A 23,582-nucleotide genomic window follows, 5' to 3' on the forward strand; every position below is an offset into this window, starting at 1 on the left:
CGGCGGCCCCGCATCGCAACGCCTGCGCGTCAGCGCGCGCCGTCGACCGCGACGATCCAGTCCAGCAGCGCCCGAGCGCCGCGCACGCAGTCGCGGGGTTCGGTGAACTCGGCGGCGTTGTGGCTGATGCCCGCCCGGCTGGGGACGAAGAGCATCGCCGCGTCGGTGATGGCGGTGAGGACGCCCGCGTCGTGGCCGGCCCCGCTCCACATCCGCCGGTGCTCGAGCCCGGACGCGCGACAGACGTCCTCGAGCATGGCGAGCAGCGGCGGCGCGAACGGCGCGGGCGCCTTCGCCGAGAGGCGGACCGCCTCGCCGCCCATCCCGGCCGCGCGCCGCGCGAGCTGCTCCTCGGCGGCGTCGAGGCGCGTCTCGTCGGTGCTGCGCAGCTCGACGTCCATGACCACCCGCCCCGGCACGACGCTCGGCGCCCCCGGGTGGACCCGCAGCGTGCCCACCGTCCCGACCAGGCCCTGCTCGATCGCGATGTCGCGCACGGCGACGACGAAGGGCGCGGCGGCGACGAGCGCGTCGTCGCGGTCCTGCATCGGGGTCGTGCCCGCGTGGGCGGCGCTGCCGGTGAACGCCACCTCGAACCGCCGGATCCCGACGATGCCCTGCACGACGGCGATCGGCACGCCGTCGGCCTCGAGCGTGGCGCCCTGCTCGATGTGCAGCTCGAGGAACGCCGCGAACGCGCCTCGCCGCAGCGCCGCGGCGGCGACCTTCGCGGGGTCCAGTCCCGCCCGCCGCAGATGCTCCGCGGCCGGCGCGCCGTCGTAGGCGGGGCGCGCGAGCGCGGCTTCGTCCAGCGCGCCGGTCATGGCGCGGCTGGCGAGCGTCGCACCGCCCATCGTCGCCTCCTCGGCCTCGAAGTCGACGACCGCGAGCGGGTGGCGCAGCGACGGCCCGCCGGCCGCGATCGCGCGGGCGCACGCCAGCGCCGCGACCACCCCGAGCGCGCCGTCGTACCGGCCGCCCTCGGGCACGGTGTCGGTGTGCGACCCGACCGCGATCGGCGCGAGGCCGGGCTCGGTGCCGGCCAGGACGGCGATCGTCGTACCGACGGGGTCGCGGCGGACCTCCAGGCCGAGTCCGGTGAGCTGCGCGTCCAGCCAGTCGCGCGCCTCGAGGTCCGCCGGCGAGTAGGCGACGCGCGCCACGCCGCCGCGCTCGGTCGCGCCGAAACGCGCGAGCGTCTCCAGGTCGGCGACGAGCCGGGCCGCGTCGATCCGCGGCCGCGTCCCGCTCACGCGCCTCTCCGCAGCCATCGCCCGCCGCCCGGTGCGCCGACCACCTGCCGGTCCGCCAGGACCCGCTGCCCGCGCACGTACGTCGCCTCGACGCGCCCGGCGAACGACCAGCCGTCGAAGGCGCTCCAGTCGGCGGCCGACGGCGCGTCGGCCGCGTGGAACGTCCACGGCGAGCGGGCGTCGAACACCGCGACGTCGGCGTCCAGGCCGACGGCCAGCCGGCCCTTGCGGTCGGCCAGGCCGAACACCTCGGCCGGCCGCCACGTCAGGAACCCGAGCAGCTCCGGCAGCGGGAAGCCGCGCCGCAGTCCCGCGGTGACCATGCCGGCCAGGAAGGTCTCGAGGCCCGGCATCCCGGCGGACGCGCGGAGGATCGGGCGCTGCTTGGTCTCGATCGGCCACGGCGCATGGTCGGTGGAGACCGTCGCGATCCGGCCCTCGCGCAGCAGCGTCCAGAGCTGCTCGTGCGCCGCCTCGTCGCGGATCGGCGGGTTGACCTTGGCGATCGCGCCGAGCCGGGCCACGTCGCCCTCGCTCAGCAGCAGGTAGTGCACGCACGTCTCGCCCGACACGGCGGCGCCGAGCTGCCGGTAGAACTCGATGAGCCGGAACGTGTGCGGGTGCGTGCAGTGCGCCAGGTGCAGACGGGCGCCCGTCCAGTAGGCGAAGTCGAGCGCCTTGGCCGACGCGGCCGTCTCGGACACCGGCGGGTGCGACTCGCCATGGGCCAGCGCATCGTCGTCGCGGCCGTCGAGCAGGCCGGCGAGGCGGTGCTCGACGACCTCCTGCAGCTCGTTGTGCAGGACGATCGGCACGCCCGTCCCGGCGAGCGTCTCGAACGCGGCGAGCAGGTCGCCGTCGGCGATGCGCGGGAACCGGTGCGCGTCGTACTCGTACAGCGAGAACTTGAACGCGCACACGCCGCCGTCGACGAGCTCGCGCAGCACCGGCACGCCGTCGACCTTCGGCATCGTCCCGTACAGGCCGACGTCGACGATGGCCTGGGCGCGGACCTGCTCGATCTTCTCCGCCAGCCGCTCGGCGCCCATCACCGGCCGGGTGCGGTCGTAGGGCATGTCGACGATCGTCGTGACCCCGCCGAAGGCCGCGCTGGCGGTCGTGCTCGCGAGGTCCTCGGTCTCGAAGCTCCCGGCGTGCACGTGGGTGTCCACGACGCCCGGCATCAGGTAGCGGCCGCGCAGGTCGTGCACGGCGGCGGCCTCCGGGAGCTCGTCGCCCGCTTCGAGGATCGCGGCGATCCGCCCGTCCGCGACAGCCACCCCGCCGCCGGCGACGATCCGGTCCTCGAGGACGACGTCGCCGCGTAGGAGCAGGTCGGCGCTCATCCGATGCGGGGCAGCGCCCGGCGCAGGTTCGCGGCGGCCGTGGCGAAGACCGAGTCGGCGTCGGTGCCCCTGATCCGCGCGACCGTATCGGCGACCACCGTCAGGTCCGCGGGCACGCTGCGCGATCGTCCCGAGCCGTCGTACGGCAGCCACGGCGCATCGGTCTCCAGCAGGAGCGCGTGGTCGGGCACCGCCCGCACGGCGTCGTGCCAGCCGCCGGGATCCGGATACGTGACGCTCGAGCCGATCGAGAACGTGAAGTTCAGCTCCGTGTAGCGCTCGACGTCGGCCGCGCTGCCGTCCTGGAACTGCACGCAGCCGCCGAGGCGCCCCATCTCCTCCTCGGCGAGGATCCGCGTCGTCGGCTCGTGCGCGCCGCGGCTGTGCAGGATCACCGGCAGCTCGAGCTCCTGGGCGAGCTGCAGCTGGCGGCGGAACGCGGCCTCCTGGATGCGGCGCAGCTCCGGGTCCTCGTAGGAGAGGTTGCGCCAGGAGTTGCCCACGAAGTCGAGGCCGATCTCGCCGATCGCCACGACGCGGCCGCTGCGCGCGAGGTCGCGCAGCGCGTCCACCGGAGGGCCGTCCGGGTGGTCCTGCGCCAGCCAAGGGTGCAGCCCGACGCCCGCGTACACGCCGTCCTCGGCCTCGGCGATCTGCACCGCGCGCGTCGACGTCTCGACGTCCATGGCGACCGTGACGAGCAGCCCGATCCCCGCGGCCCGCGCCCCTTCGAGCCCCGACGCGAGCTCCTCGGGCGAGAGGGCGTCGAGATGGCAGTGGGCGTCCGCGCGGTCACGGGTGCCGATGCCGGCCCGTGCGCTCCAGGGTGGGCTGGTTCTCGCTGCCGGCGTGGGGCGGGCCCCCGTCCGATCTTCACTCATAGGTGAGGATCACCGCCAGGGTCTGGTCGAGGTGCTCGTCGAGGAGCGTGAACGCGTCCGGGGCCTGCGCGAACGGGATCCGGTGGCTGATCATCTCCTCGGGATGCATGCTCGGCAGCAGGTCGAGCGCCGCCTGGAGCTTGCGCCCGAGGTCCCACCGCGGCTGCAGCCCCGAGCCGGCATACAGGACGCTCGAGCTGACCAGCTTCAGGCGCTGCGAGTAGAACTGCGGCGCCAGGACGAGCGGGATCTGCTTGGCGCCGTACCAGCCGACGACGCACACGTCCGCCTCCAGCCCGCTGACGTCGATCGCCAGCTGCAGACCCGATGCGGCGCCGCTGGCCTCGATGCTGACGTCGCTGCCCCGGCCCTCGCTGGCCTCCGCGACCGCCGCCGCGGCGTCGTCGGGGTGCACCGCCACGTCCGCGCCGAGGCGCAGCGCGATGTCGCGCCGGTACTCGAACGGGTCGACGACGACGAGCGTGCCCGCGGTGCGGCGTGCGAGCAGCGCGCAGAACATGCCGACGATGCCGAGGCCGACGACGACGACCACGTCGCCGAGGCGCACCGGGACGTCGAGCAGCGCGGTGAGCGCGACGTCGGCGTTGTTGCCGAGCACGCCGATCTCGGGCGGGTCGAACTCGGGGATCCGGTAGACGAGCTCGGGGTCCGTGGCGTCGATCGTGTAGACGTCCTGGTGGGGGTAGCGGCAGAAGACGAGCTCGCCCTCGCGGTAGCCCGAGTCGCGGCCCGCGTCGATCACGCGCCCGACGCTCTGGTAGCCGTACTTGACCGGCAGGTCCCAGCGTCCCTCGCACGTCGACGGCGTCATCGCCTGGCCCGCGGGGCCGAGCCCGTGGTACAGGACCAGCTCCGTGCCGGTGCTGATCCCCGAGGCGATCGCCCTGACGCGGATCTCGTGGGGCGCCGGATCCGCAGCGGTGTCGGGTCGTAGCTCGGCGTGCCCTTGCCGCGGGATCCAGAGGGCGGTGGCATCCATGGGCGGCAGCCTCTCAAATCGGCCGACCGGATATCCAACTCATCACCAGGAGGTCGTAGGTCCGACGTTCGCCGCCGCACCGCAGGACGGGGGCGGCCGGACGTGGTGAGGTAGCGTGCCGGGCGTGAACGACCCCCTCTACCGGCTCGTGTGCGTGCCGGCGGTGCTCGACGACGCCCCGCCCGGCTGGACCACGGCGATGCTGCGGGAGGGCGAGATGGCGCTGCAGGTCGACGACGGCGGCCTGGAGGCGATCGATGCGGTCGCCCACGCGCTCGACCTCGTGGCCGTGTCCGTCCTGCGCGCCGAGCGCACGCCCGCCGAGCAGGAGCGCACCGTGATCGCCTACGCCGGGTCGCTGCCGCTCGTGTGGGTCGCGGGGACGTTCAGCGACCAGGCGCGCGACTGGGCGCGCGAGCGCGGGCCGATGACCCTGCTCGTCGAGGCCGCGCGGCCGCTGAGCGAGGACGACCGCCATCGCGTCGACCGCTTCGTAGCGCTGCTGGGCCGCCAGGCCGAGTAGTGCTGGCCGCGGCGCTGATCGCCGCGGCACTGGGGGTGGGGGCGCCTGCCGCCATCCATGACGAGGTCGTCGGGCGCTCCGTGCGCGGCGTCCCGATCCGCGCTGCGATCGTCGGCGAGCGCACCGCGCCGCGGACCGTCCTCGTGCTCGCCTGCGTGCACGGCGACGAGCCGGCCGGCATCGCGGTGACGCGGCGCCTGCGGCGCGCCGACCCGCCCACCGGCACCGCGCTGTGGCTCGTCGACCGCGCGAATCCCGACGGCTGCCGGGCCGGCACGCGCCGCAACGCCCGCGGGGTGGATCTCAACCGCAACGCGCCCTGGCGCTGGCGGCCGATCGGCCCGCCCAGCAGTCCCTTCCACGCCGGCCCGCACCCGCGCTCGGAGCCCGAGACGCGGGCGCTGCTGCGCCTCGTGCGGCGCGTCCGTCCGGCGATCACCATCTGGTACCACCAGCACGCCGCGCTCGTTGACGACTCCGGCGGCGACCGGCGCATCGAGCGCCGCTACGCGCAGCTCGCCGGCCTCCCGTTCCGTCGCTACGGGGACCTGCCCGGCGTCTTCACCGGCTGGCAGAACCACGCGTTCCCGCGTTCCACGGCGTTCGTCGTCGAGCTGCCGGGCGGATCCTTGAGCCCGCGCGCGGCCCGGCGTCACGCGAACGCGGTCCTCACCCTCGCGCGCGAGGGCTGACCACGGCGCTCAGCCGTCGAGCACGATCGGGTCGCCGAGCGCGATCCGCCCGGGCTCGACGATCGTGCCGTAGACGCCGAGGCACGTGTCGCGCTCCTGGGCGATCGTGCGCAGCACGCGCGGATCGCGCTCGGTCGTGTCCGGGTCGACGTTGACCATCACGCAGCGCTGGTCGCGCTGGTCGACGCGCACCCGCATCGAGCCGATCCGCAGCGTCGACCCGACCCATTCGTCCTCGGCGAACGCGTCCGCGTCGACGAGCACGTTCGGCCGGAAGCGCCGCGCCTCGAGCGTCATGCCGACCCGTTCGCCGAGCGTCGCGATCGACCGGGCGCCGATCAGCGAGAGCGGCATCGTGTCGAACGTCCCGCGGTTCTGCTTGATGACGCGCACGCCTCCGCCGAGCCGGTCGCCGAGCGCCGGGTCGGCGACGTCGATCTCCTCGCCCGACGGCGTGCGCACCAGCGTGCGCGACGCCTCCGGCCGCTCCGGGTCCTCGAACAGAGGCCGGAAGTGAGCCATCTCGGCCCGCTCGCGGATCGTCAGCCACGGGAAGTTGCTGCGCACGAGATCGTCTTGGACGAACGCCCAGCGCCGGTCGCCGGCCAACCCGTGCCAGTCGACCTCCGCGGTCTCGAGCGGCTCCCCCGCCATCGACTTGACCGGGTAGCGCCAGAGCCCGGCGACCCGTCCCAGCACCTGTTCGGTCACGCCGCGATCCTATGCGCCACGGCGAGGCCGCGAGGCGCCGCACGACCGCGCTCACGACGGCCCGCGCCGCCTCCGGGTCGTCGGCGCGCGGCTGAACGTCAGCCGTCGACGTAGATCGACGAGACCCGCTTGCCGTTGCGCAGGACGAAGTTGATGCCGCCCTCGCCGCCGTTGTCCGTGCAGATGACCGTCCTGCCGCCGGGCGTGCTCGACGCGCACCTGCCCTGGGGGTAGGCCTTCTTCACCGTCGCGAGCGCGGCCCCGACCCGCAGGCCGGTGTCGACCATGCGGTACCGGCGCGAGGCGACGCTCACCTCGTCGACCCCGAGCGCCGCCGCGGACGGGCCGCCGAACACGACCTTGAGGCCGTAGCGCGGGTAGCGGTAGATCTGGATGACGGTGCCGTTGACGGTGCGCCCGACGATGCGTGCCGGCTTGCCCAGGAGCGCGCTCACCTGCGCGGGCTTCACGCCGAGCCGCAGCGCGCCGAGACCCTGGACGGTCAGGGTCGTGCCGACCTTGCTCGGCGGGGCCGTGGCGGCGACCGCGGCGGGTGTGGCCCCGGCGGCGGCCGCGCCTGCAGCGGCGAGCGCGACGGCCCCACGACCTGAGATCTTGGTGAACCGGTTCATGGCCGGCCAACCTACCGAGGACGAGACGGACCGATCAAACGATCGTGATCGAACAAACGGCCAGGGCCGTCACGAGGATCGGCCCGGCTGGGCGGCCTCGCCGCTGAGAAGGTAGGAGGTCTGGAGGAGCTCGGGGTTGTTCTTGAGCTCGTCGGCGGTGCCGGTGTAGCGGATGCGGCCGCGGTCCATGATGTAGGCGTGGTTGGCGAGCTCGAGGGCCACCGTCGCGAACTGCTCGATGAGCAGGACGCCGACGCCGGTTTCGGCGATGGTGCGGATGGTGGGGATCAGGCGCTTGACGACGACGGGGGCGAGGCCCAGGGAGAGCTCGTCGATGAGCATGAACGTCGGCGCGGAGACGAGGGCCTGGGCGAGGACGAGCATCTGCTGCTCGCCGCCCGACAGCGATCGTGCGGGGAGGTTCATGCGTTTCTCGAGTTCGGGGAAGAGCTCGAGGGCGTGGGCGACGCCGGCTTTGGCGTCGGTGGATGACAGGGCGTAGCAGGCGACCTGGAGGTTGTCGGCGACGGTGAGCTCGGGCAGGAGGCGTCGGCCTTCGGGGACGATCGCGATGCCGGCCTGGCGGATGCGTTCGGGGCGTTTGTTGAGCAGTTCGCGGTTGGCGAGCTTGACGGAGCCGTGGGCTTTGAGGACGCCGCCGATGGCGAGCACGAGGCTGGATTTGCCGGCACCGTTGGGGCCCATCAGGGCGGTGACCTCGCCGGGGGGGATGGTGATGTCGACGCCGCGGACGACCGGGCCGGTGCCGCGGTCGACGGTGATGTCGTGCAGGGCCAGCTGGGTGTCGGTGGCGGTCGGGGTCGTGGTGCTCACCGGACCACCTCGCCGTGCTCGGTCGATGTGCCGGCGTCGGCGGTGTCCACGTCCTCGGTGCCGAGGTAGGCGCGCATGACGTGCGGGTCGCGCAGCACCTTGGCGGTCGGCCCCGACGCGATCATCTTGCCGAAGTCGAGCACCGAGGTGTTCTCGCAGCAGGCCGAGACGAGGCTCATGTCGTGGTCGACGAGGATGACCAGCGCGCCCGTGTTCTCGGGAATGCTCTGGATGACGCGGCCGAGGTGCTCGGTCTCCTCGTCGGGCAGGCCGGCGGCGGGCTCGTCGAGCAGCACGATGCGTGGTTTGCCGACGATGGCGCGGGCGACCTCGACGAGGCGGCGCTGGCGGGCGCCGAGCGTGCCGACCTTCACGTCGGGCGCGACGTCGAGGCCGACGAAGTCCATCGCGCGGACGATCTCCTCGCTGCGCGAGCCGTGACCGCCGTCGTGGGCGTGGTCCAGGACCATGCCGACGTTGTTGGCCACGGTCAGCTCCTCGATGGCCTGCTCGGTCTGAAAGGTGCGCCGCAGGCCCCAGCGCGCGCGGCGGAAGTGCGTCATCGACAGCAGGTCCTCGCCGAACGCCTCGATCCTCCCGGATGCCGGGGTGACGAAGCCCGACAGGACGTTGAAGAACGTCGTCTTGCCGGCACCGTTGGGGCCGATGAGCCCGCAGGTGCCGGGGGCGAACGTGACGTTGACCCCGTCGAGCGGGGTCACGCCGCCGAAGCGCACGACGAGGTCGGTGATCGTGATCATGTCGGCTTCCTGCCCGCGGGGGCGCCGCGTCTGAACAGCGCGGCGATCAATCCGGCCAGCCGCCTCATGTCGCGCGGGAACTGCTGGGCCAGGCCGCCGGGGGCGGTGAGCAGGACCTGGATGACGCCGACCCCGAAGAGGATGGTCAGCAGGTCGGCGGGCAGTCCCCAGTTGTTGAGCAGGGCGGGCAGCAGCGAGTAGAAGATGCCGGCCACGATCGCGCCCCAGAGGCTGTAGATGCCGCCCATGAGCACGACGGCGAGCAGCACGATCGAGTTGCTCGTGGGGAACGAGATCGCGTACAGGCGGCTGACGTCGGCGGCCAGCAGGCCGCCGGCGATGCCGGTCATGAACGAGGCCAGCGCGAACGCCCACATCTTGTAGAGCGTGATGTTCACGCCGGCGGCCAGCGCGGCGGGTTCGCTCTGGCGGATCGCGGCCCAGGCGTGGCCGGCCTTGCCGCGCACGTGCCAGAGCGCGAGCGCGAACATGATCACGCAGACGACCACGGTGTAACGGAAGAACGCGGGGTCGCTGGTCGCGATCGCCGGGCGCCGCACCGCGTTGCTGGAGCTCGGGTCGTTGCCGAGAAATCCGGGGCCGCCGTTGGGGAACTGCATCGTGCGCAGCGCGACGGTGATCGCGCCGGCCAGCATCAGCGTGATCAGCGCGAGATACAGGCCGCTGAGGCGCAGCGCGGGCAGCCCGACGAGGGTGCCGAGCACCATCGTCAGCAGGCCGGTGCACAACAGCACCAGAGGGAACGGCAAGCCGGTCGAGAACGACAGCTTGCAGGCGATCCAGGCGCCCATGGCCAGCACCGCGATCTGGCCCAGCGAGACGAGCCCGACGCGGCCCATCAACAGGTTCAGCCCCAGTGAGACCACCGAGATGTAGGCCACCGCGGTGCACACCGTGATCCAGTAGACGCTGAGGATCTGCGGCAGCGCCACCAGCACGAACAGGATCAGCACGCCGGTGACCATCAGCTGGATCTGCTCGCGGCGCTGCAGCCCCCGCCGGATCTGGCGCTGCCCCGCCACCGGCCCCGCCCCCGGTCCTGGAGCGCTCTGGGTTCGGACCGCGCTCATCTACCGCGCTCCCTTGGCCGTCGACAGCGTCCCGTGACGCGACAGGAACAGCAGCGCGATCGTGGCGATCACGAACGGCGCCATGTCGCGGTACTGCGAGATCGACAGGATCGGCGTGGCCAGCGCGTTGACCAGCCCGATGAACATCCCGGCGGCCAACGTCATGAACAACGACCGCAGCCGCGCGATCAACGCCGCCGCCACCGACGAGATGACCAGGAACGTCAACGTCGCCGCGTCGAGCCCGACGAGATTGGAGAACAACAGCCCGGCCGCTCCGGACAACAGTCCGGAGCCCAGCCAGGCCGCCGCCTCGACGCGCCGCACGGGCACGCCGAGCGCGGCGGTGATCTCCCGGTCATCGGCCAACGCCCGCATCGCGGTCCCCAGCTTCGAGAACCGCAGGAACGCGGCCGTCACCACCGTCACCGCGACCCCGAGCGCCAACCCGATGACCTGCGTGTAGTTGACCAGCACGTCTCCGACGCTGAAGCCGTGCTTGGTCGTCGGCAGAACCATGGAACGCGCCTTGTCGCTCCAGATCCAGGACATGGCCCCCAACAGGATCAGCGCCAGGCCCAGCGTCGCGACCGCCTTGACCAGCGGATCGCGACCCGCCAACGGCGGACCGAACGCCATCCCATACGCCAACGTCACCACGCCGCCGAAGAGCACGCACACCAGGTACGAGACCCCCTCCGGCCACCCATGATCGTTGATCAGCGACCACGCCAGGAACGCGCCGAACGCCCCGACCGCGCCGAACGCCAGGTTCAACACACCGGTGGCCCGATACAGCACCACCATCCCGACACCAGACAAGGAATACACCCCGCCCAGCGCCAAGCCGGTAACGATGAAGGGCTGGAAGTCCTGCCAACTCGGCATCTACCCGATCCCCTGCTCCTTCTCGATCTGCCTCGCCCGAGCGATATCCGGGTCAGCGTCCGAGATCTCCGTGCAACCTTCCTGGATCACCATCTTGCCATCCTTCGGCGTGGTGGTGTAGTCCGTGTTGTTCGGGATGTGCATCGGCGCCTTGCCGTAGTACCACGGCTTGCAGATGATGTCCGTCTTGTAGTCCTTCGTCGCGAGGATCGCCTTGTTGACGCTCTCCTGCGTGATCGGACCCTTGATCTTCAGCATCTGGTCCGTCGCGATCTTGGCCAGCAGGAAGCCCATCTGGCTGAACGAGCCCAGCGGGATCTTCGAGCCGTACTGCTCGCGGACCTTGTTGTAGAGCGCCGTGTCGGGGCCCTGGGCGTCGGTGACGTTGAGCTCCGCGTTGACGAACAGCTTGTTCTCCCAGTCCGACCCCAGCGCCTCGGCCAGGAAGTCGGTGTTGCACGGGGTCGAGCAGCCCCACTTCACGCGGTCCTGCAGGCCCTGCTGCTGTGCGGCCTGGAGGATCTTCAGCGCCTCGGGAGGCGTGAAGTTCAGCACGACGCCGCCGCCGTCACCGGCCTGCTGCACGACCTTGAGGGCCACCGAGTTGGCGTCCTGGATCGGCACGTTCTCCTTGAGGCTGACGATCGGGACGTTCGCCGCCTTGGCGACCGCCTTGGGGCCGGCCTCGATGTAGCCGGTGCCCGGGACGTTGGACTGGATGAAGACGAGCTTCTTGACGCCCTGCTTGATGAGCGCCTGCGTGGCGCCGTCCGAGCTGTAGCGCGGGCCCATGTTGATCGCCGCGCTGTTCGGCGTGCTCCAGCACTCCGGCGCGATGCCGGCGTTCGTCACGTAGTAGCCGTTGGCCTCGTAGAACTTGTGGTTCACGGCGCAGTCGATCAGCGAGAAGCCGCCGAAGATGCCGAGGACCTTGTCGCTCTCCACGAGCTTCTTGGCCAGCGAGGCGACCTGACCGGGGTCGGTCTGCTCCGGCTCGATGATGTACTGGATCGGGCGGCCGTTGATGCCGCCGTTGTCGTTGACGCAGTCGTAGAACGCCTTCGACATGTTCGGCCCGTCCGTGAAGTCCGTGCCCGGCTGCTTGGTCACGATCGCGCCGAGCTTGATCGGCTCGCCCGTGGCCTTCTGACCGTTGCCCAGACCGCACTTCGACTCCCCGCCCGTGGCGGCGGTCGTCGATGCCGTCGTGTCCGCCGGCGGTGTCTGCGTCGACGCGGCGGTGGTGCTCGCGGACGTCGCCGCGGCGGTACCGGTCGAGCTGTCGCCTCCGCCGCCGCAGGCCGCGAGCACGAGGCCCGAGACCAGCAGCAGCGCGACGATGGCAACGACCGAGCGGGTCCTCGCGGAGGGCGAGGACGTCTTCCCCTCAGACATGGATCACAACCCCTGTTCCTGTTCGATCTGGCGCACCTTGGCGATGTCCGGGTCCGCGTCGGAGATGGGGAAGCAGTTCTCCTGCTCGACCATCCTGCCGCTGCGGGGGGTCACCGTCCGGTCGGTGTTGTTCGGGATGTGCAGCGGGGCCTTGCCGTAGTACCAGGGCTTGCAGACGATGTCCGTCTTGAAGTCCTTGACGCCCCGGAAGGCGTCGTTGGCGGTCTTCGGCGTGATGTCCCCCTGGATGCCCCTCAGTGCTTCCGTGGCGATGCGCGCCTCGAGGAACCCCATCTGGCTGAACGAGCCCAGCGGGACCTTCGGGGCGTACTTCTCACGGACCTGGCGGTACAGCGCGCTGTCCGGTGCCTGCGCGTCGATCAGGTTGAGCTCCGCGTTGACGAACAGCTTGTTCTCCCACTCCGACCCCAGCGCCTCGGCGAGGAAGTCGGTGTTGCACGGCGTGGAGCAGGCCCACTTGACGCGGTCCTGCAGCCCCTGCTGCTGCGCGGCCTGGAGGATCTTCAGCGCCTCGGGAGGCGTGAAGTTCAGGACGACGCCGCCCCCGTCGCCGGCGGCCTGCACCAGCTTGAGGGCGATCGAGTTGGCGTCCTGGATCGGAACGTTGTCCTTGACGCTCTCGTACGGGAGTCCGGCAGCGCCGACGACGGCCTTCACTCCGGCGTCGACGTACTCCGTGCCAGGCACGTTGGCCTGGTCGAAGACGATCTTCTTGACCTTCTGCTTGATCAGCGCCTGGGCGGCGCCGTCCGAGCTGTAGCGCGGGCCCATGTTGACGGGGGCGCTGTTGGACGTCGTGTAGCACTCGGGCGCGATGCCGGAGTCGATGACGTAGAAGCCCTGAGCCTCGTAGAACTTGTGGTTCACCGCGCAGTCGATCAGCGACGTGTTCCCGACGAGCGCGACGACCTTGTCGCTGTTGATGAGCTTCTTGGCGAGCGACGCGACCTGGCCCGGGTCCGTCTGCTCGGTCTCGACGACGTACTCGACCGGCCGGCCGTTGATGCCGCCGTTGTCGTTGACGCAGTCGAAGTACGCCTTCGCCATCGTCGAGATGTCGGTGAAGTCCGTGCCGGGCTGCTTCGTGTTGATCGAGCCGATCTTGACGGGTGCACCCGAGGCCTTCTGGCCGTTGCCGGCGCCGCACTTGGACCCGCCGCCGGTGCCGGCGGTCGTCGACGCACCCGTGCTCGCCGTCGTCGACGCGCCCGTGCCGGCACCCGTCGACGTCGCGGTGCCCGCGGCCGTGCCGGTGCTCGTGCTGGAGCCGTTGCCGCCGCCGCAGGCCGCCAGTGCCAGGCTCGTCGTGAGCAGCAGCACCATGGCCGCGAGCGCGGATCGGAGCCGGGTGAACCCGGGACCCTTCCTCATCGCGCCTCCTCCTCGTGCCTTGCGCGCCGCGGCGCGGCGCCCGTGGTCCCTGCCCAGCGCGGCCTCGACGGCCGCGTGGACGTCGTCGCTTCCGGGGACGCAGGCGTCCTCGAGCGGCGGGCTGAGCGGGATCGGCGCGAACGGCGCGCCCACCCGCTCGATCGGGGCGTCCAGCTCGTCGAACGCCTCCTCGCAGACCAGCGCGGCGATCTCCGCGCCGAAGCCCCCGTGCACGACCGCCTCGTGGGCGATCACGAGGTGGTTGGTCCGTCGTACGGACTCCACGATCGTGTCGAGATCGAGCGGGACCAGCGTCCGCGGGTCGATCACCTCGGCCTCGATGCCGTCGCGCGCAAGCCGGTCCGCCGCCTCCAGCGCCTCCGGGACCATGCGCGACAGCGCGACGATCGAGACGTCGCGACCGGGGCGCACGATGCGCGCGCGGCCGATCGGCACCGGCTCGGGCGTCTCGGGGACGTCCTCGCGCCGGAAGTACAGCGCCTTGTTCTCGATGAAGACGACCGGGTCCGGGTCGGCGATCGCGCTGGCGAGCAGGCCGGCCGCGTCGGCGGCGCTGCTCGGCATGACCACCTTCAGCCCGGGCACGTGCGTGAGCCAGCTCTCCAGGCTCTGCGAGTGCTGCGCGGCGCCGCGCTGGCCCGCTCCGCCCTGGGTGCGCAGGACCATCGGCACCGACAGCTGCCCGCCCGACATCGCGTGCGCCTTGGCCGCGGCGTTGGCGAGCTGGTCGAGCGCCAGCGTGATGAAGTCGATGAACATGATCTCCAGCACGGGCCGCAGACCCGACTGGGCGGCGCCGATGGCCACGCCGGTGATGGCCGCCTCGCTGATCGGCGTGTCGCGCACGCGATGGCGTCCGAACTCCTCCGCCAGGCCGGCGGTGGTCGTGTAGGGACCGCCCTCGGCGACGTCCTCCCCCAGGACGAACACGTGCGGATCGTCACGCATCGCGCGTGCGAGCGCGCCGGTTATCGCCTTGACGTAGGTCGTCTCAGGCATCGACGGCCCCCGCGTAGACCATCTCGGCGATCAGCGCCTCGTCGGGCCACGGGCTCTCGCGCGCGAAGGCGACCGCGGCCTCCACCTGCGCGACGGCGCCGGCCTCGATGGCCGCCGCCTCATCGGAGCCGAACCAGCCGGCGCCGATGCCGTGACGCTGCAGGCGCAGGATCGGGTCGACCTGCTGCCACTCGTCCTGGGCGATCGCCTCGCGGTACTTCGCCGGGTCGCCCTCGTAGTGGCCGCTCAGCCGGTGGGTGAGGCACTCGAGCAGGAGTGGGCCGGCGCCGCGGCGCGCCGCCTCGAGGAAGCGGCCGAACGCGTCCCACACCGCGAGGACGTCGTTGCCGTCGATGGTCTCGCGCGTCAGCCCGTACGGCGCGACGACGTCGCTGACCCGCTCGACGACGGTGTGGGCCGAGCGCAGCGTGAACTCGGCGAAGCCGTTGTTCTCGCAGACGAGGATGAGCGGCGAGCCCCAGAGCGTCGCCAGGTTGATCGTCTCGTTGAAGTGGCCGGCCTGCACGGCGCCGTCGCCGAAGAACACGACGGCCACCGCATCGTCGCCGCGCAGCTGGGCCGCCAGCGCGCTGCCCAGGGCGATCGGGACGTTGCCGCCCACGACGCCGGTCGCGCCCATCAGGCCGTGCTCGACGTCGACCAGGTGCATCGAGCCGCCCAGCCCATGGCAGAGGCCGTCGTCGCGGCCCATGAGCTCGGCCATGACGCGGTCCATCGGCGCGCCCTTGGCGATCGCGTGCCCGTGCGCGCGGTGGCCGCTGTAGACGGCGTCGTCGTCGCGCAGCTGACGGCACACGCCGGCGGCGACGCCCTCCTGGCCCAGGCTCGAGTGGATCAGGCCATGGACCTCGTCCGCTCGCTTCAGGCGGCCGACGCGCTCCTCGAAGTGGCGGATCCGCCACATCGTGTCGAGCACGTCACGTCCCTGGACCTCGTTCACGCGCGCCCGTTCCTACGCCGCCACCGGCGACGTCCCGAGGACCCGGCGCACGGCGCCGGCGATGCGCTCCTCGTCCGGGATGACGTACGCCTCGAGCGGCTCGCTGTAGGGGACGGTCGCGTCGCGGCCGGTGACCTGGACGATCGGCGCCTTCAGGGACGAGAAGCCGTGCTCGGCGACCTCGCCGGCGATCACCGTCGCGGCGGCGGCGTGGCGCGGCGCCTGGTCGACGAGCACGAGGCGGCCGGTGCGCTCGACGGACTCGAGGATCGTCTTCGTGTCCAGCGGGGCGACCGTGCGGGGGTCGATGATCTCGGCTTTGATGCCCTCCCCGGCGAGCGTGTCCGCGGCGGCAAGGCTCCGGTCGACCATCCAGCCGGTGGCGACGATCGTGACGTCGCCGCCGGAGCGGCGGATCGCGGCCTCGCCGAACGGCACGAGATGCTCGCCCTCGGGCACGTCGCCGTGCTCGAGCGTGAGCAGGTAGTGGTGCAGGTAGACGACCGGGTTGTCGTCACGGATCGCGGTGGCCATCAGGCCCTTCGCGTCCGCGGCGGTGGAGGGCACCGCGACCTTCAGGCCGGGCACGCCCATGAACAGGTTCGTCAGCACGCCCGTGTGCTGGCCGGCCCAGCCCGCGGCGAACCCGTAGCCCGCCTTGAGCACGAGCGGCACGGTGACCTGGCCGCCGCTCATCGCGCGGAAGCGGTTGCCCTCGTTCGTCACCTGGTCCATGGCGACGAGCATGAACTCGGCCATGTAGAGCTCGACGACGGGGCGCTTGCCGGCGAGGGCGGCGCCGACCGCGAGGCCGATCTCGGCGGTCTCGGAGATCGGCGTGACGCGGACGCGGTCCTTGCCGAAGGCCTTGACGAAGTCCTCGTTCTCCGTCGTCGCCATGTTCTGGCCGAAGTACAGGACGTCCTCGTCGCGCGCCATCTCCAGGTGGATGGCCTCGTTGATGGCGACGATGTAGGGAAGCTCACGCGGCATGGTCGGGCACTCCTCTAGGCCCAGACGTAGGCGAGCGCCTCGTCGTCGGCCGGCATCGGGCTCTCGAGACCGAACGTCACGGCCTCCTGCATCTCGTCGCGCGCCTCCTGGGCGATGCGCTCGGCGTCGTCGGGGCCGAGGACGCCGTCGTTGACCAGGCGGCCGCGGAAGCGCGGCACCGGGTCGCCGCGCTTGGCCGCCTCGTACTGCTCCGGGTCGCCGAAGACCTCGATGGCCTCGTGCTCGGGGAAGTGCAGCGGCACGCCGGGCGGGGCGATGATGTTCCCGTGTGCGGAGAGGCGGTAGATCTTGGACTCCACCAAGGTGGGGCCCTCGCCCGCCCGAGCGCGCTGCACGGCGGCCGAGACGGTCTCGTGGACCGTCACGGGGTCGCCGCCGTCGATGGTCACACCGGGCATCGCGTACGCCGCCGCCTTGACCGACAGGTCCTGGCCTGCGGCGGCGTTGGCGTCCTCCTGATGCGACTGGGTGACGACGTTGTATCCGTTGTTCTCCATCACGAAGACGACGGGCAGCTTCCACAGCGACGCGATGTTGAGCGTCTCGTGGAAGGAGCCCTGCTTGGAGGCGCCGTCTCCGAAGAAGCTGAGGACGACGTCGCCGTCGCCGCGGATCTGCGCGGCGTAGGCGGCGCCGGCCGCGTGGGGGATGCCCTGTCCCACGATGCCCGACGTGCCGAGGAAGCCGCGGCTGACGTCGGTGAGGTGCATGGAGCCGCCGATGCCCTTGCAGATGCCGTCGGCGCGGCCGTAGATCTCGGCCATGAGCGCCTTCGTGGGCGTGCCGAGCGTGATCGGGTAGCCGTGGCAGCGGTACGTCGTGAGGACCTGGTCTGATTCGCGCAGCGCTGACAGGGACCCCACGATCGACGCCTCGACGCCGTCGGCCAGGTGCGTGTGGCCGCGGATGACGCCGGGGTGCTCCTCGAAGGTGCGCTTCACGCGCTCCTCGAACTCGCGGATGCGCACCATCTGCGTGAACATCCAGATCAGCCGGTCTCGGTCAAGCTGCGCCATGGTCAGGCCACCTCTGCGCTGGATCCGCTGAATTGGGCGGCGGTCGTCTCGTACGCCCGCCGGAAGATCTCGGGCATCGGGCGGTTGCGCAGGTCCTCGGAGAGCACCTCGACGCCCCAAGGGCCCGGGTAGCCGATGTCGCGGCATACCTCGACGTAGCCGCGGATGTCGAACTCGCCCTCGCCTGGCAGCCGGCGGTGGTTGACGACCTCGTCGATCGGATCGTCCATGTCGGCGAACCGGCCGTCGGACAGCTCGACCCAGCCGATCTGCTGCGCGGAGAAGCGGCGCAGGTCGCCGGGGGCGATGCCGAGCTTGCTCATGTGCCAGGTGTCGACGGCCACCGCGCCGTTGCCGGCGCCCGCCGTCCCGAGGAGCGCGAGCGCGCTGTCGACGTCGTGCACGTTGACGTCGAAGGGCATGAACTCGTAGACGATGCGCGCGTCCGTGCGGGTCGCGGCGTCGGCGCACAGCTCGGCGAAGCGCTCGGCCAGCTTGGCGGGCTCGCACGGCGTGCCGGGGATGTTGCCGACCTTGATGTGGTGCGGCCCGAGGACCTCCGCCGCGTCGAAGAGCAGGCGGCGGGTCGCGTCGGACGCGATGCGCCGCTCGTCGCCGGGATCCACGAACCAGTCCTGCAGGAACTCGAGCTCGAGCTGCGTGAGGCCGTGGTCGTCGAGCAGGGCCTTGAGGTCGCTCAGCGTGCGGGTCTCGAGGATGTGCTCGAGGTCGGCATGCCAGAGGCCGATGCCGGCGAAACCGGCACGCTCCGCCTCCGCGCAGCGATCCGCGATGTCGAACAGGCTCCATTCACGGCCGGTGTGAACCTCGACCGGACCCGACAACGTCCAATACAAGCCGAGCAGCTCGGTGCGCTCGCCCATGCGACCTCCTCTCCGTCGATGCTGACGGTACGGGGGGCGCGCCGTCGGGGCAGGTCTACGAGCGCTGGCTTTCTTGTCTTTTCGTGCGCGACGCCGGCGCTACCAGCCGGCCACGGATGCGGCGTCCACCGGCATCGCCACGCCGGTCACGAACGACGCCTGATCCGAGCACAGCCAGACGACGGCGGCCGCCACCTCGGCGGGGTCGCCGGGGCGCGACATCGCCTGCGGCGAGAGGATCTCGGCCTGGCGGTCAGGGGGCAGCTCGGACATGAGCGGGGTCATGATCGCCCCCGGGCAGACGGCGTTGACGCGGATGCCGTCGTCGGCGTACTCGATGGCCGCGTTCTTCGTCAGGCCGAGGATGCCGTGCTTCGTCGCCGCGTAGGCGCCGAGCATGTGCACGCCGCGCAGGCCCGCGTTCGACGACGTGTTGACGATCGCGCCGCGCGCCGGCGGGTCGTTGGCCAGCATCGCCCGGATCTGGTGCTTCATGCCGAGGAACGTGCCGCGCAGGTTGACGGCGACGACGCGGTCGAAGTCCTCGTCGCTCGTCTCGGCCAACGGCGCGTGGACGCCGATGCCGGCGTTGTTGTGCGCGTAGTCGATGCGCCCCCAGCGCTGCACGACGCGCGCGACCAGCGCCTCGCCGTCCGCGGCCAGCGCGACGTCGCAGGCGGCGAACTCCGCATCGCCGCCGGCGGCGCGGATCATCGCTGCGGTCTCCTCGCCGGCGGCCCGCGCCGACTCGAGGTCGGCGACGAGGACGCCCGCGCCCTCCTCGCCGAAGCGCAGCGCGCAGGCGCGGCCGATGCCGCTCGCCGCGCCCGTGACGAGCCCGGCCCGGCCCTCCATCAGCCCGCTCATGCGACGGCGGTGACGGCCGATCCGCGCACGTCGCTGGGGCTGACGCCGAACTCGCGCTTGAACACGCGCGAGAAGTGCGCGGCGTCGCGGAAGCCCCAGCGGAACGCGATCTCGGTGACCGACCCGCCGCTCGGCGCCTGCAGGTCCTCCATGCAGCGGGTCAGGCGCTCGTGGCGCACGAGGCCCGCGACCGACTCGTCGCAGTCCTCGAACACGGCGTGCAGCGCGCGCACCGAGATGGCGTGCGCCCGCGCGATCGACTCCGGCCCGAGGGCCGGGTCGCGCAGGTGCGAGTGCACGTAGCGGCGGATCTCGGCGCGCAGCGCGGCGCGCCGGGACTCGCGGCTCGTGGGCACGCCGGGCTCGACCGCGGCGCGCAGGAGCTCCAGCGCGGCGTCGGCGGCGGCGACGCCGGCCGGGGTGTCGAGCTCGGGCAGCTCGAGGGCGAGCGCGTTGAGATAGCGGACGAGCAGGCGCGCCGGCGCGCTGTCCCTCAGCGGCGGCAGGTCCTCGATCTCCTCGAAGCGCGGGCAGACCGCCAGGACCCGGTCGCGCGGGAAGAGGAGCGTGCGCTTCTGGAACGGCTCGACGACCTCGACCTCGACCGGCTGCCAGCCGTTCCAGATGATCATGTCCCCGGGGTGGAGCTCGATGGGCCCCTGGCCGGGAGCGCGGACCGCCTCGACGCCCTTGCGCAGCACCTGGAAGCCGACGACCGGCGTCGTCTGGTCGCCCACCAGGTCGTCGTCGCGGTGGCCGAGCCAGGGCGACGAGGCGCAGTCGACGAGCGCGAGGCCGCCGAAACGGCGGCGCGTGACCGCCGCCGAGAAGTCCTCGGGGGTGTGCGACGTGGAGGACACGTCGAACCGCAGGTGCGTCGCCGCAAGGACGTCGGACCACTCGTCGAGCGCCGTGGGATCGGGCACGCCGCGGACCTGCCAGCGCTCCGCGTCGTGGGACGCGCCGCCGACCGGTGCAGCCGGTGCCTGCTCATGAACCAGCAGGGCCCACCTCTCCTCCATCCGGACCTTCAGACCGATTCCGATGCTAGCCGAAACCGGTGCGAATGTCAGGTTTCCGTTGATCGGCGCCCGTCCCGGGCTCCGCGCTCAGAAGGGGAAGGCCCGCGCCCGGTCGCGCGCGGTGCGCCACTGCCACTCCGTCCACAGGTCGAGGCTGGCGACCCCGCCGAAGCGGGCGCCGTTGCTCGACGCCCCGAAGCCGCCGAAGGGGGCCGGGGGTTCCTCGTTGACCGTCTGATCGTTGACGTGGACCATGCCCGCCTTCAGCCGGTCGGCCACGCGGGCCGCGCGGTCCGGTGAGCCCGACTGCACGGCGGCCGACAGCCCGTACTCGGTCGCGTTGGCCAGCGCGACCGCCTCATCGTCGTCGGAGAACGGCACGACGGGCGCGACCGGGCCGCAGATCTCCTCCGCGAACGCGGGCATGCCCGGGATGACGTCGGCGAGCACCGTCGGCGGGAAGAACGGGCCGTCCGGCTTGCCGCCCGCCAGCGCCGCCGCGCCCTGCGCGATGCTCTCGTCGACGATCCGCTGCACGCGGTCGACCTGCCGCTGGTTGATGATCGGGCCGAGCGCCACGTCCTCGGTCGCCGGGTTGCCGACGGCCAGCCGGCGGGCGCGGGCGACGAGCGCGTCGAGGTAAGCCTCGGTGATGCTCTCGTGCACGAGGTGGCGGCTCGCCGCCAGGCAGATCTGGCCCTGGTGCAGGAACGACGCCCAGGCCCCCGCGGACGCGGCGACGTCGACGTCGGCGTCGTCGAGGACGACGAACGCGCTGTTGCCGCCGAGCTCGAGCACGGTCCGCTTCAGCGTGCGCCCCGCCGCCTGACCCACCTCGCGCCCGGTGGCCGTGGAGCCCGTGAACGAGATCATCCGCACGTGCGGGTCCTCGGCCAGCGCCTGGCCGGCGTCGGCGCCGCCGGCGAACGCATGCAGGACGCCGTCGGGCAGGCCGGCCTCCTCGAGAAGGCGGGCGACGATCACGCCGCCGCTGACCGGCGTGTTCGGGTCGGCCTTGAGCACCACCGCGTTGCCGAGCGCGAGCGCGGGGGCGATCGAGCGCATCGCGAGGACGAGGGGGATGCTCCACGGGCAGATGACGCCGACGACGCCCACCGGCACGCGCCGGGCGGTGCTCGAGCGCCCGGGCGTCAGCGACGGCAGCACCAGGCCGAGCGGATGCGCGACGAGTGCTGCGGCCTGGTCGAGCTGGCCGACGGACGCGGTGATCTCCTGCGTCGCCCTGGCCGGGGTTGCGCCGGTCTCACGCACCACCCAGCCTTCGATCTCGGGACGGTGGCGTTCGAGCAGCCCGGCGGCGCGGCGGATGACGGCGACGCGCTCGACCAGCGGCGTCTCCGCCCACGCGCGCTGCGCCCGGGCGGCGACCGCGGTCGCCGCGGCCACGGTCGTCGCGTCCGCCGCGCCGGCGAGGCCGAGCACGTCGCCCGTCGCTGGCTCGACGACCTCGAGCGCCATCGGCGCGTCGACCCAGCCGCCGCTGAACACCCGCCCCATCCAGCGGCGCGGGTCGAGCAGGACGCCGGTCCGCTCGCTCGCGCGAGGCGGCTCGGTCGTGGCGCCCATCAGTCCGGGCTCACGCGGCGCCCGACGCCGCGGCGGCCCGGCGGCCCGCCCGGATGAGGTCGGCGGCCTTCTCGGCGATCATGATCGTGGGGGCGTTCGTGTTGCCGCGGGTGACCGACGGCATCACCGACGCGTCGACCACGCGCAGGCCCTCGACGCCGTAGACCCGCAGCTCTGGGTCGACGACCTGGCCCATCGCGCACGTGGACGTCGGGTGGTAGACGGTCTGGGCGACGCGCCGGACGAAGGCGAGGACGTCGTCGTCGGAGTCGGAGTCGGGCACGCGGAACGGCTCGCGCTCGATGGCCTTCAGCGGCGCCTGGCGCGCGATCTCCATGGCGATCCGGACGCCGGCGATCATGCTCTGCCGGTCCTCCTCGGTCGTCAGGTAGTTGTGCAGGATGCGCGGCTTGGAGTCCGGCAGCGGCGCGCGCAGCATGACCTTGCCGCGGCTGGTGGGCTTCGCGCCGAGCGGACCGAACGTGTAGGCGTGGTCGTGGGGCGGCGTGAGCCCCTCGTCGTAGAAGAGCGCGGGGGCGAAGTGGAACTGGATGTCGGGCGCGTCGAGCCCGGGCCGCGTGCGGACGAACGCGCCCGCCTCGGGGATGTTCGAGCTCAGCGGGCCGCGGCCCTCCTGCTCGAGGAGGGCGATGTTCTCCGGCGTCATCGCGGTCAGCAGCGACTCCTCGTCAGTGAGGAAGTTCAGCTGCGTCATGAGGTGGTCCTGCAGGTTCTCGCCGACGGGGAGATCCTCGCGCACGTCGATCTGCATGAGCTCGAGGTCGCCCGCGGGCCCGATCCCCGACAGCATCAGCAGCACGGGCGTCTGGTAGGCGCCCGCGCAGACGATCACCTCGCGCTCGGCGCGCACGACGCTGACCCGGCCGAGCCGGGAGATCTCGACGCCCGCGGCCCGATCGCGCTCGAAGACGATCCGCAGCGCCAGCGCGTCGGTGATGACGTCGAGGTTCGGGCGCTCCATCGCCGGATGCAGGTAGGCCACCGCCGCGCTGCAGCGCAGGCCGCCTCGCTGCGTGAGCTGGAAGCGGCCCACGCCCTCCTGGCGCGCGCCGTTGAGGTCCGGGTTGTGCTCGTGGCCCGCCTCCACCGCGGCCTGGACCATCGTGTCGACGAGCGGGTGCATCGAGCGGCTCTCGGACACGCTCAGCGGGCCGCCGACGCCGTGGAAGGCGTCCTCGCCGCGCTCGTTGTCCTCCGCGCGCTTGAAGTACGGCAGGACGTCGTCGTAGCCCCAGCCCTCGCAGCCCTGCTCGGCCCACTCGTCGTAGTCGCGCCGGTTGCCGCGGATGTAGATCATCGCGTTGATCGAGCTCGAGCCGCCGAGGACGCGGCCGCGGGGGAGGTACAGGCGCCGGCCGCCGAGCCCGGGCTCGGGCTCGCCGTAGAGGTCCCAGTCGACGCTCGACTTGAACAGGGCGGGAAAGGCCATCGGCGTGTGGATCTCCGGGGCGCTGTCCGCGCCGCCGGCCTCGACGACCGCCACGCGGACGTCCGGGTCCTCCGTGAGCCGCGCGGCGAGCACGCAGCCCGCGGAGCCCGCGCCGACGATCACGTAGTCGTGGACCGGCCGCTCGGCCGGCTCAGAAGCCTCTGATGACAACCTTCATCACCTCGCTGGGGTTCTCGATGGCGAAGGCGAGCGCTTCGCCCGTCCGGTCCAGGGGGAACTCGTGGGGGCCCTGGATCACCGGCATGCGCACTCCGACGTACTCGAGGTGCCCCTCGACCAGGTGCAGGTCGGACCCGCAGAGGCCCACCACGTCGGGTCGCACCACGACCTCACCGGGGCCG

General features: G+C 72.2%; 23 protein-coding genes. 2 read left to right on the top strand and 21 right to left on the bottom strand.

Annotated elements, in window-relative coordinates:
- Positions 1 to 29 precede the first annotated feature (29 nt).
- The 4 genes from DSM104329_RS03275 to DSM104329_RS03290 are packed head-to-tail and all read right to left on the bottom strand — an operon-like array spanning position 30 to position 4,480.
- Positions 30 to 1,253, bottom strand: a complete 1,224-nt coding sequence (locus DSM104329_RS03275) for a Zn-dependent hydrolase (RefSeq protein ID WP_259313966.1) — start codon at positions 1,251 to 1,253, stop codon at positions 30 to 32.
- Positions 1,250 to 2,599, bottom strand: a complete 1,350-nt coding sequence (locus tag DSM104329_RS03280; RefSeq protein ID WP_326924475.1) for a dihydroorotase — start codon at positions 2,597 to 2,599, stop codon at positions 1,250 to 1,252. The genes DSM104329_RS03275 and DSM104329_RS03280 overlap by 4 nt, the downstream gene beginning before the upstream one ends.
- Complete coding sequence (locus tag DSM104329_RS03285; protein WP_259313967.1) at positions 2,596 to 3,480, bottom strand: TatD family hydrolase; 885 nt, start codon at positions 3,478 to 3,480, stop codon at positions 2,596 to 2,598. The genes DSM104329_RS03280 and DSM104329_RS03285 overlap by 4 nt, the downstream gene beginning before the upstream one ends.
- Positions 3,473 to 4,480, bottom strand: a complete 1,008-nt coding sequence (locus DSM104329_RS03290) for a zinc-binding dehydrogenase (RefSeq protein ID WP_259313968.1) — start codon at positions 4,478 to 4,480, stop codon at positions 3,473 to 3,475. Before DSM104329_RS03290 ends, DSM104329_RS03285 begins: the two co-directional genes overlap by 8 nt.
- 124 nt (positions 4,481 to 4,604) lie before the next feature.
- On the opposite strand from DSM104329_RS03290, the gene DSM104329_RS03295 reads away from it, so the two are divergent.
- Together DSM104329_RS03295 and DSM104329_RS03300 are read left to right on the top strand one after the other, a co-directional pair.
- Positions 4,605 to 5,003 (top strand): hypothetical protein, encoded by a 399-nt coding sequence (locus DSM104329_RS03295; protein WP_259313969.1) that lies wholly within the window; start codon positions 4,605 to 4,607, stop codon positions 5,001 to 5,003.
- Entirely contained in the window at positions 5,003 to 5,695 is a 693-nt protein-coding gene (locus DSM104329_RS03300; protein ID WP_259313970.1) for a M14 family zinc carboxypeptidase, read from the top strand. The genes DSM104329_RS03295 and DSM104329_RS03300 overlap by 1 nt, the downstream gene beginning before the upstream one ends.
- 9 nt (positions 5,696 to 5,704) lie before the next feature.
- Here the strand turns inward: DSM104329_RS03300 and DSM104329_RS03305 are convergent, their stop codons facing one another.
- From DSM104329_RS03305 to DSM104329_RS29010, 17 genes are all read right to left on the bottom strand, one after another.
- The gene (locus tag DSM104329_RS03305; protein WP_259313971.1) at positions 5,705 to 6,406 is read right to left on the bottom strand and encodes an MOSC domain-containing protein; all 702 of its coding nucleotides are present in this window, start codon (positions 6,404 to 6,406) and stop codon (positions 5,705 to 5,707) included.
- Between the two features lie 98 nt (positions 6,407 to 6,504).
- A complete protein-coding gene (locus DSM104329_RS03310) occupies positions 6,505 to 7,038 on the bottom strand; it encodes a hypothetical protein (RefSeq protein WP_259313972.1) in 534 nt (177 codons plus the stop codon).
- Between the two features lie 69 nt (positions 7,039 to 7,107).
- A complete protein-coding gene (locus tag DSM104329_RS03315) occupies positions 7,108 to 7,872 on the bottom strand; it encodes an ABC transporter ATP-binding protein (protein WP_259313973.1) in 765 nt (254 codons plus the stop codon).
- The gene (locus DSM104329_RS03320; RefSeq protein WP_259313974.1) at positions 7,869 to 8,633 is read right to left on the bottom strand and encodes an ABC transporter ATP-binding protein; all 765 of its coding nucleotides are present in this window, start codon (positions 8,631 to 8,633) and stop codon (positions 7,869 to 7,871) included. The genes DSM104329_RS03315 and DSM104329_RS03320 overlap by 4 nt, the downstream gene beginning before the upstream one ends.
- Positions 8,630 to 9,724 carry a branched-chain amino acid ABC transporter permease gene (locus DSM104329_RS03325; protein ID WP_259313975.1) on the bottom strand — a complete coding sequence of 365 codons (1,095 nt, stop codon included), beginning with the start codon at positions 9,722 to 9,724 and terminating at the stop codon, positions 8,630 to 8,632. Before DSM104329_RS03325 ends, DSM104329_RS03320 begins: the two co-directional genes overlap by 4 nt.
- Positions 9,725 to 10,612, bottom strand: a complete 888-nt coding sequence (locus DSM104329_RS03330; RefSeq protein WP_259313976.1) for a branched-chain amino acid ABC transporter permease — start codon at positions 10,610 to 10,612, stop codon at positions 9,725 to 9,727. It lies immediately after the preceding gene.
- A complete protein-coding gene (locus tag DSM104329_RS03335) occupies positions 10,613 to 12,007 on the bottom strand; it encodes an ABC transporter substrate-binding protein (protein WP_259313977.1) in 1,395 nt (464 codons plus the stop codon).
- A gap of 3 nt (positions 12,008 to 12,010) precedes the next feature.
- Positions 12,011 to 14,419 carry a pyruvate dehydrogenase complex E1 component subunit beta gene (locus tag DSM104329_RS03340; protein WP_259313978.1) on the bottom strand — a complete coding sequence of 803 codons (2,409 nt, stop codon included), beginning with the start codon at positions 14,417 to 14,419 and terminating at the stop codon, positions 12,011 to 12,013.
- Positions 14,412 to 15,380: a thiamine pyrophosphate-dependent dehydrogenase E1 component subunit alpha gene (locus DSM104329_RS03345; RefSeq protein WP_259313979.1), complete on the bottom strand. Its 969-nt coding sequence runs from the start codon at positions 15,378 to 15,380 to the stop codon at positions 14,412 to 14,414. Before DSM104329_RS03345 ends, DSM104329_RS03340 begins: the two co-directional genes overlap by 8 nt.
- 12 nt (positions 15,381 to 15,392) lie before the next feature.
- Complete coding sequence (locus DSM104329_RS03350; RefSeq protein WP_259313980.1) at positions 15,393 to 16,373, bottom strand: alpha-ketoacid dehydrogenase subunit beta; 981 nt, start codon at positions 16,371 to 16,373, stop codon at positions 15,393 to 15,395.
- A 14-nt stretch (positions 16,374 to 16,387) separates the two neighbouring features.
- Positions 16,388 to 17,410: a thiamine pyrophosphate-dependent dehydrogenase E1 component subunit alpha gene (locus DSM104329_RS03355; protein WP_259313981.1), complete on the bottom strand. Its 1,023-nt coding sequence runs from the start codon at positions 17,408 to 17,410 to the stop codon at positions 16,388 to 16,390.
- Positions 17,411 to 17,412: 2 nt separating this feature from the next.
- On the bottom strand, positions 17,413 to 18,294 hold the full coding sequence (locus tag DSM104329_RS03360; protein WP_259313982.1) for a sugar phosphate isomerase/epimerase family protein: 882 nt from the start codon (positions 18,292 to 18,294) through the stop codon (positions 17,413 to 17,415).
- Between the two features lie 99 nt (positions 18,295 to 18,393).
- Entirely contained in the window at positions 18,394 to 19,161 is a 768-nt protein-coding gene (locus tag DSM104329_RS03365) for an SDR family oxidoreductase (RefSeq protein WP_259313983.1), read from the bottom strand.
- Positions 19,158 to 20,087 carry a helix-turn-helix domain-containing protein gene (locus DSM104329_RS03370; RefSeq protein WP_259313984.1) on the bottom strand — a complete coding sequence of 310 codons (930 nt, stop codon included), beginning with the start codon at positions 20,085 to 20,087 and terminating at the stop codon, positions 19,158 to 19,160. Before DSM104329_RS03370 ends, DSM104329_RS03365 begins: the two co-directional genes overlap by 4 nt.
- Before the next feature lie 183 nt (positions 20,088 to 20,270).
- Positions 20,271 to 21,770 (bottom strand): aldehyde dehydrogenase family protein, encoded by a 1,500-nt coding sequence (locus DSM104329_RS03375; protein WP_259313985.1) that lies wholly within the window; start codon positions 21,768 to 21,770, stop codon positions 20,271 to 20,273.
- Between the two features lie 10 nt (positions 21,771 to 21,780).
- On the bottom strand, positions 21,781 to 23,391 hold the full coding sequence (locus tag DSM104329_RS03380) for a GMC family oxidoreductase (RefSeq protein ID WP_259313986.1): 1,611 nt from the start codon (positions 23,389 to 23,391) through the stop codon (positions 21,781 to 21,783).
- Positions 23,372 to 23,563, bottom strand: coding sequence for a hypothetical protein (locus DSM104329_RS29010; protein ID WP_407655866.1), 192 nt, complete (start codon positions 23,561 to 23,563; stop codon positions 23,372 to 23,374). The genes DSM104329_RS03380 and DSM104329_RS29010 overlap by 20 nt, the downstream gene beginning before the upstream one ends.
- Between the last annotated feature and the right edge of the window lie 19 nt (positions 23,564 to 23,582).

It is taken from the genome of Capillimicrobium parvum (assembly GCF_021172045.1).
GTDB classification, from domain to species: domain Bacteria; phylum Actinomycetota; class Thermoleophilia; order Solirubrobacterales; family Solirubrobacteraceae; genus Capillimicrobium; species Capillimicrobium parvum.

Coding starts and splice junctions, on each gene's coding strand:
- DSM104329_RS03330 (WP_259313976.1), bottom strand. CDS start 10,612: ATGCCGAGTTGGCAGGACTTCCAGCCCTTCATCGTTACCGGCTTGGCG.
- DSM104329_RS03320 (WP_259313974.1), bottom strand. CDS start 8,633: ATGATCACGATCACCGACCTCGTCGTGCGCTTCGGCGGCGTGACCCCG.
- DSM104329_RS03335 (WP_259313977.1), bottom strand. CDS start 12,007: ATGTCTGAGGGGAAGACGTCCTCGCCCTCCGCGAGGACCCGCTCGGTC.
- DSM104329_RS03360 (WP_259313982.1), bottom strand. CDS start 18,294: ATGGGCGAGCGCACCGAGCTGCTCGGCTTGTATTGGACGTTGTCGGGT.
- DSM104329_RS03280 (WP_326924475.1), bottom strand. CDS start 2,599: ATGAGCGCCGACCTGCTCCTACGCGGCGACGTCGTCCTCGAGGACCGG.
- DSM104329_RS03340 (WP_259313978.1), bottom strand. CDS start 14,419: ATGCCTGAGACGACCTACGTCAAGGCGATAACCGGCGCGCTCGCACGC.
- DSM104329_RS03310 (WP_259313972.1), bottom strand. CDS start 7,038: ATGAACCGGTTCACCAAGATCTCAGGTCGTGGGGCCGTCGCGCTCGCC.
- DSM104329_RS03355 (WP_259313981.1), bottom strand. CDS start 17,410: ATGGCGCAGCTTGACCGAGACCGGCTGATCTGGATGTTCACGCAGATG.
- DSM104329_RS03375 (WP_259313985.1), bottom strand. CDS start 21,770: ATGGGCGCCACGACCGAGCCGCCTCGCGCGAGCGAGCGGACCGGCGTC.
- DSM104329_RS03290 (WP_259313968.1), bottom strand. CDS start 4,480: ATGGATGCCACCGCCCTCTGGATCCCGCGGCAAGGGCACGCCGAGCTA.
- DSM104329_RS03325 (WP_259313975.1), bottom strand. CDS start 9,724: ATGAGCGCGGTCCGAACCCAGAGCGCTCCAGGACCGGGGGCGGGGCCG.
- DSM104329_RS03350 (WP_259313980.1), bottom strand. CDS start 16,373: ATGCCGCGTGAGCTTCCCTACATCGTCGCCATCAACGAGGCCATCCAC.
- DSM104329_RS03365 (WP_259313983.1), bottom strand. CDS start 19,161: ATGAGCGGGCTGATGGAGGGCCGGGCCGGGCTCGTCACGGGCGCGGCG.
- DSM104329_RS03285 (WP_259313967.1), bottom strand. CDS start 3,480: ATGAGTGAAGATCGGACGGGGGCCCGCCCCACGCCGGCAGCGAGAACC.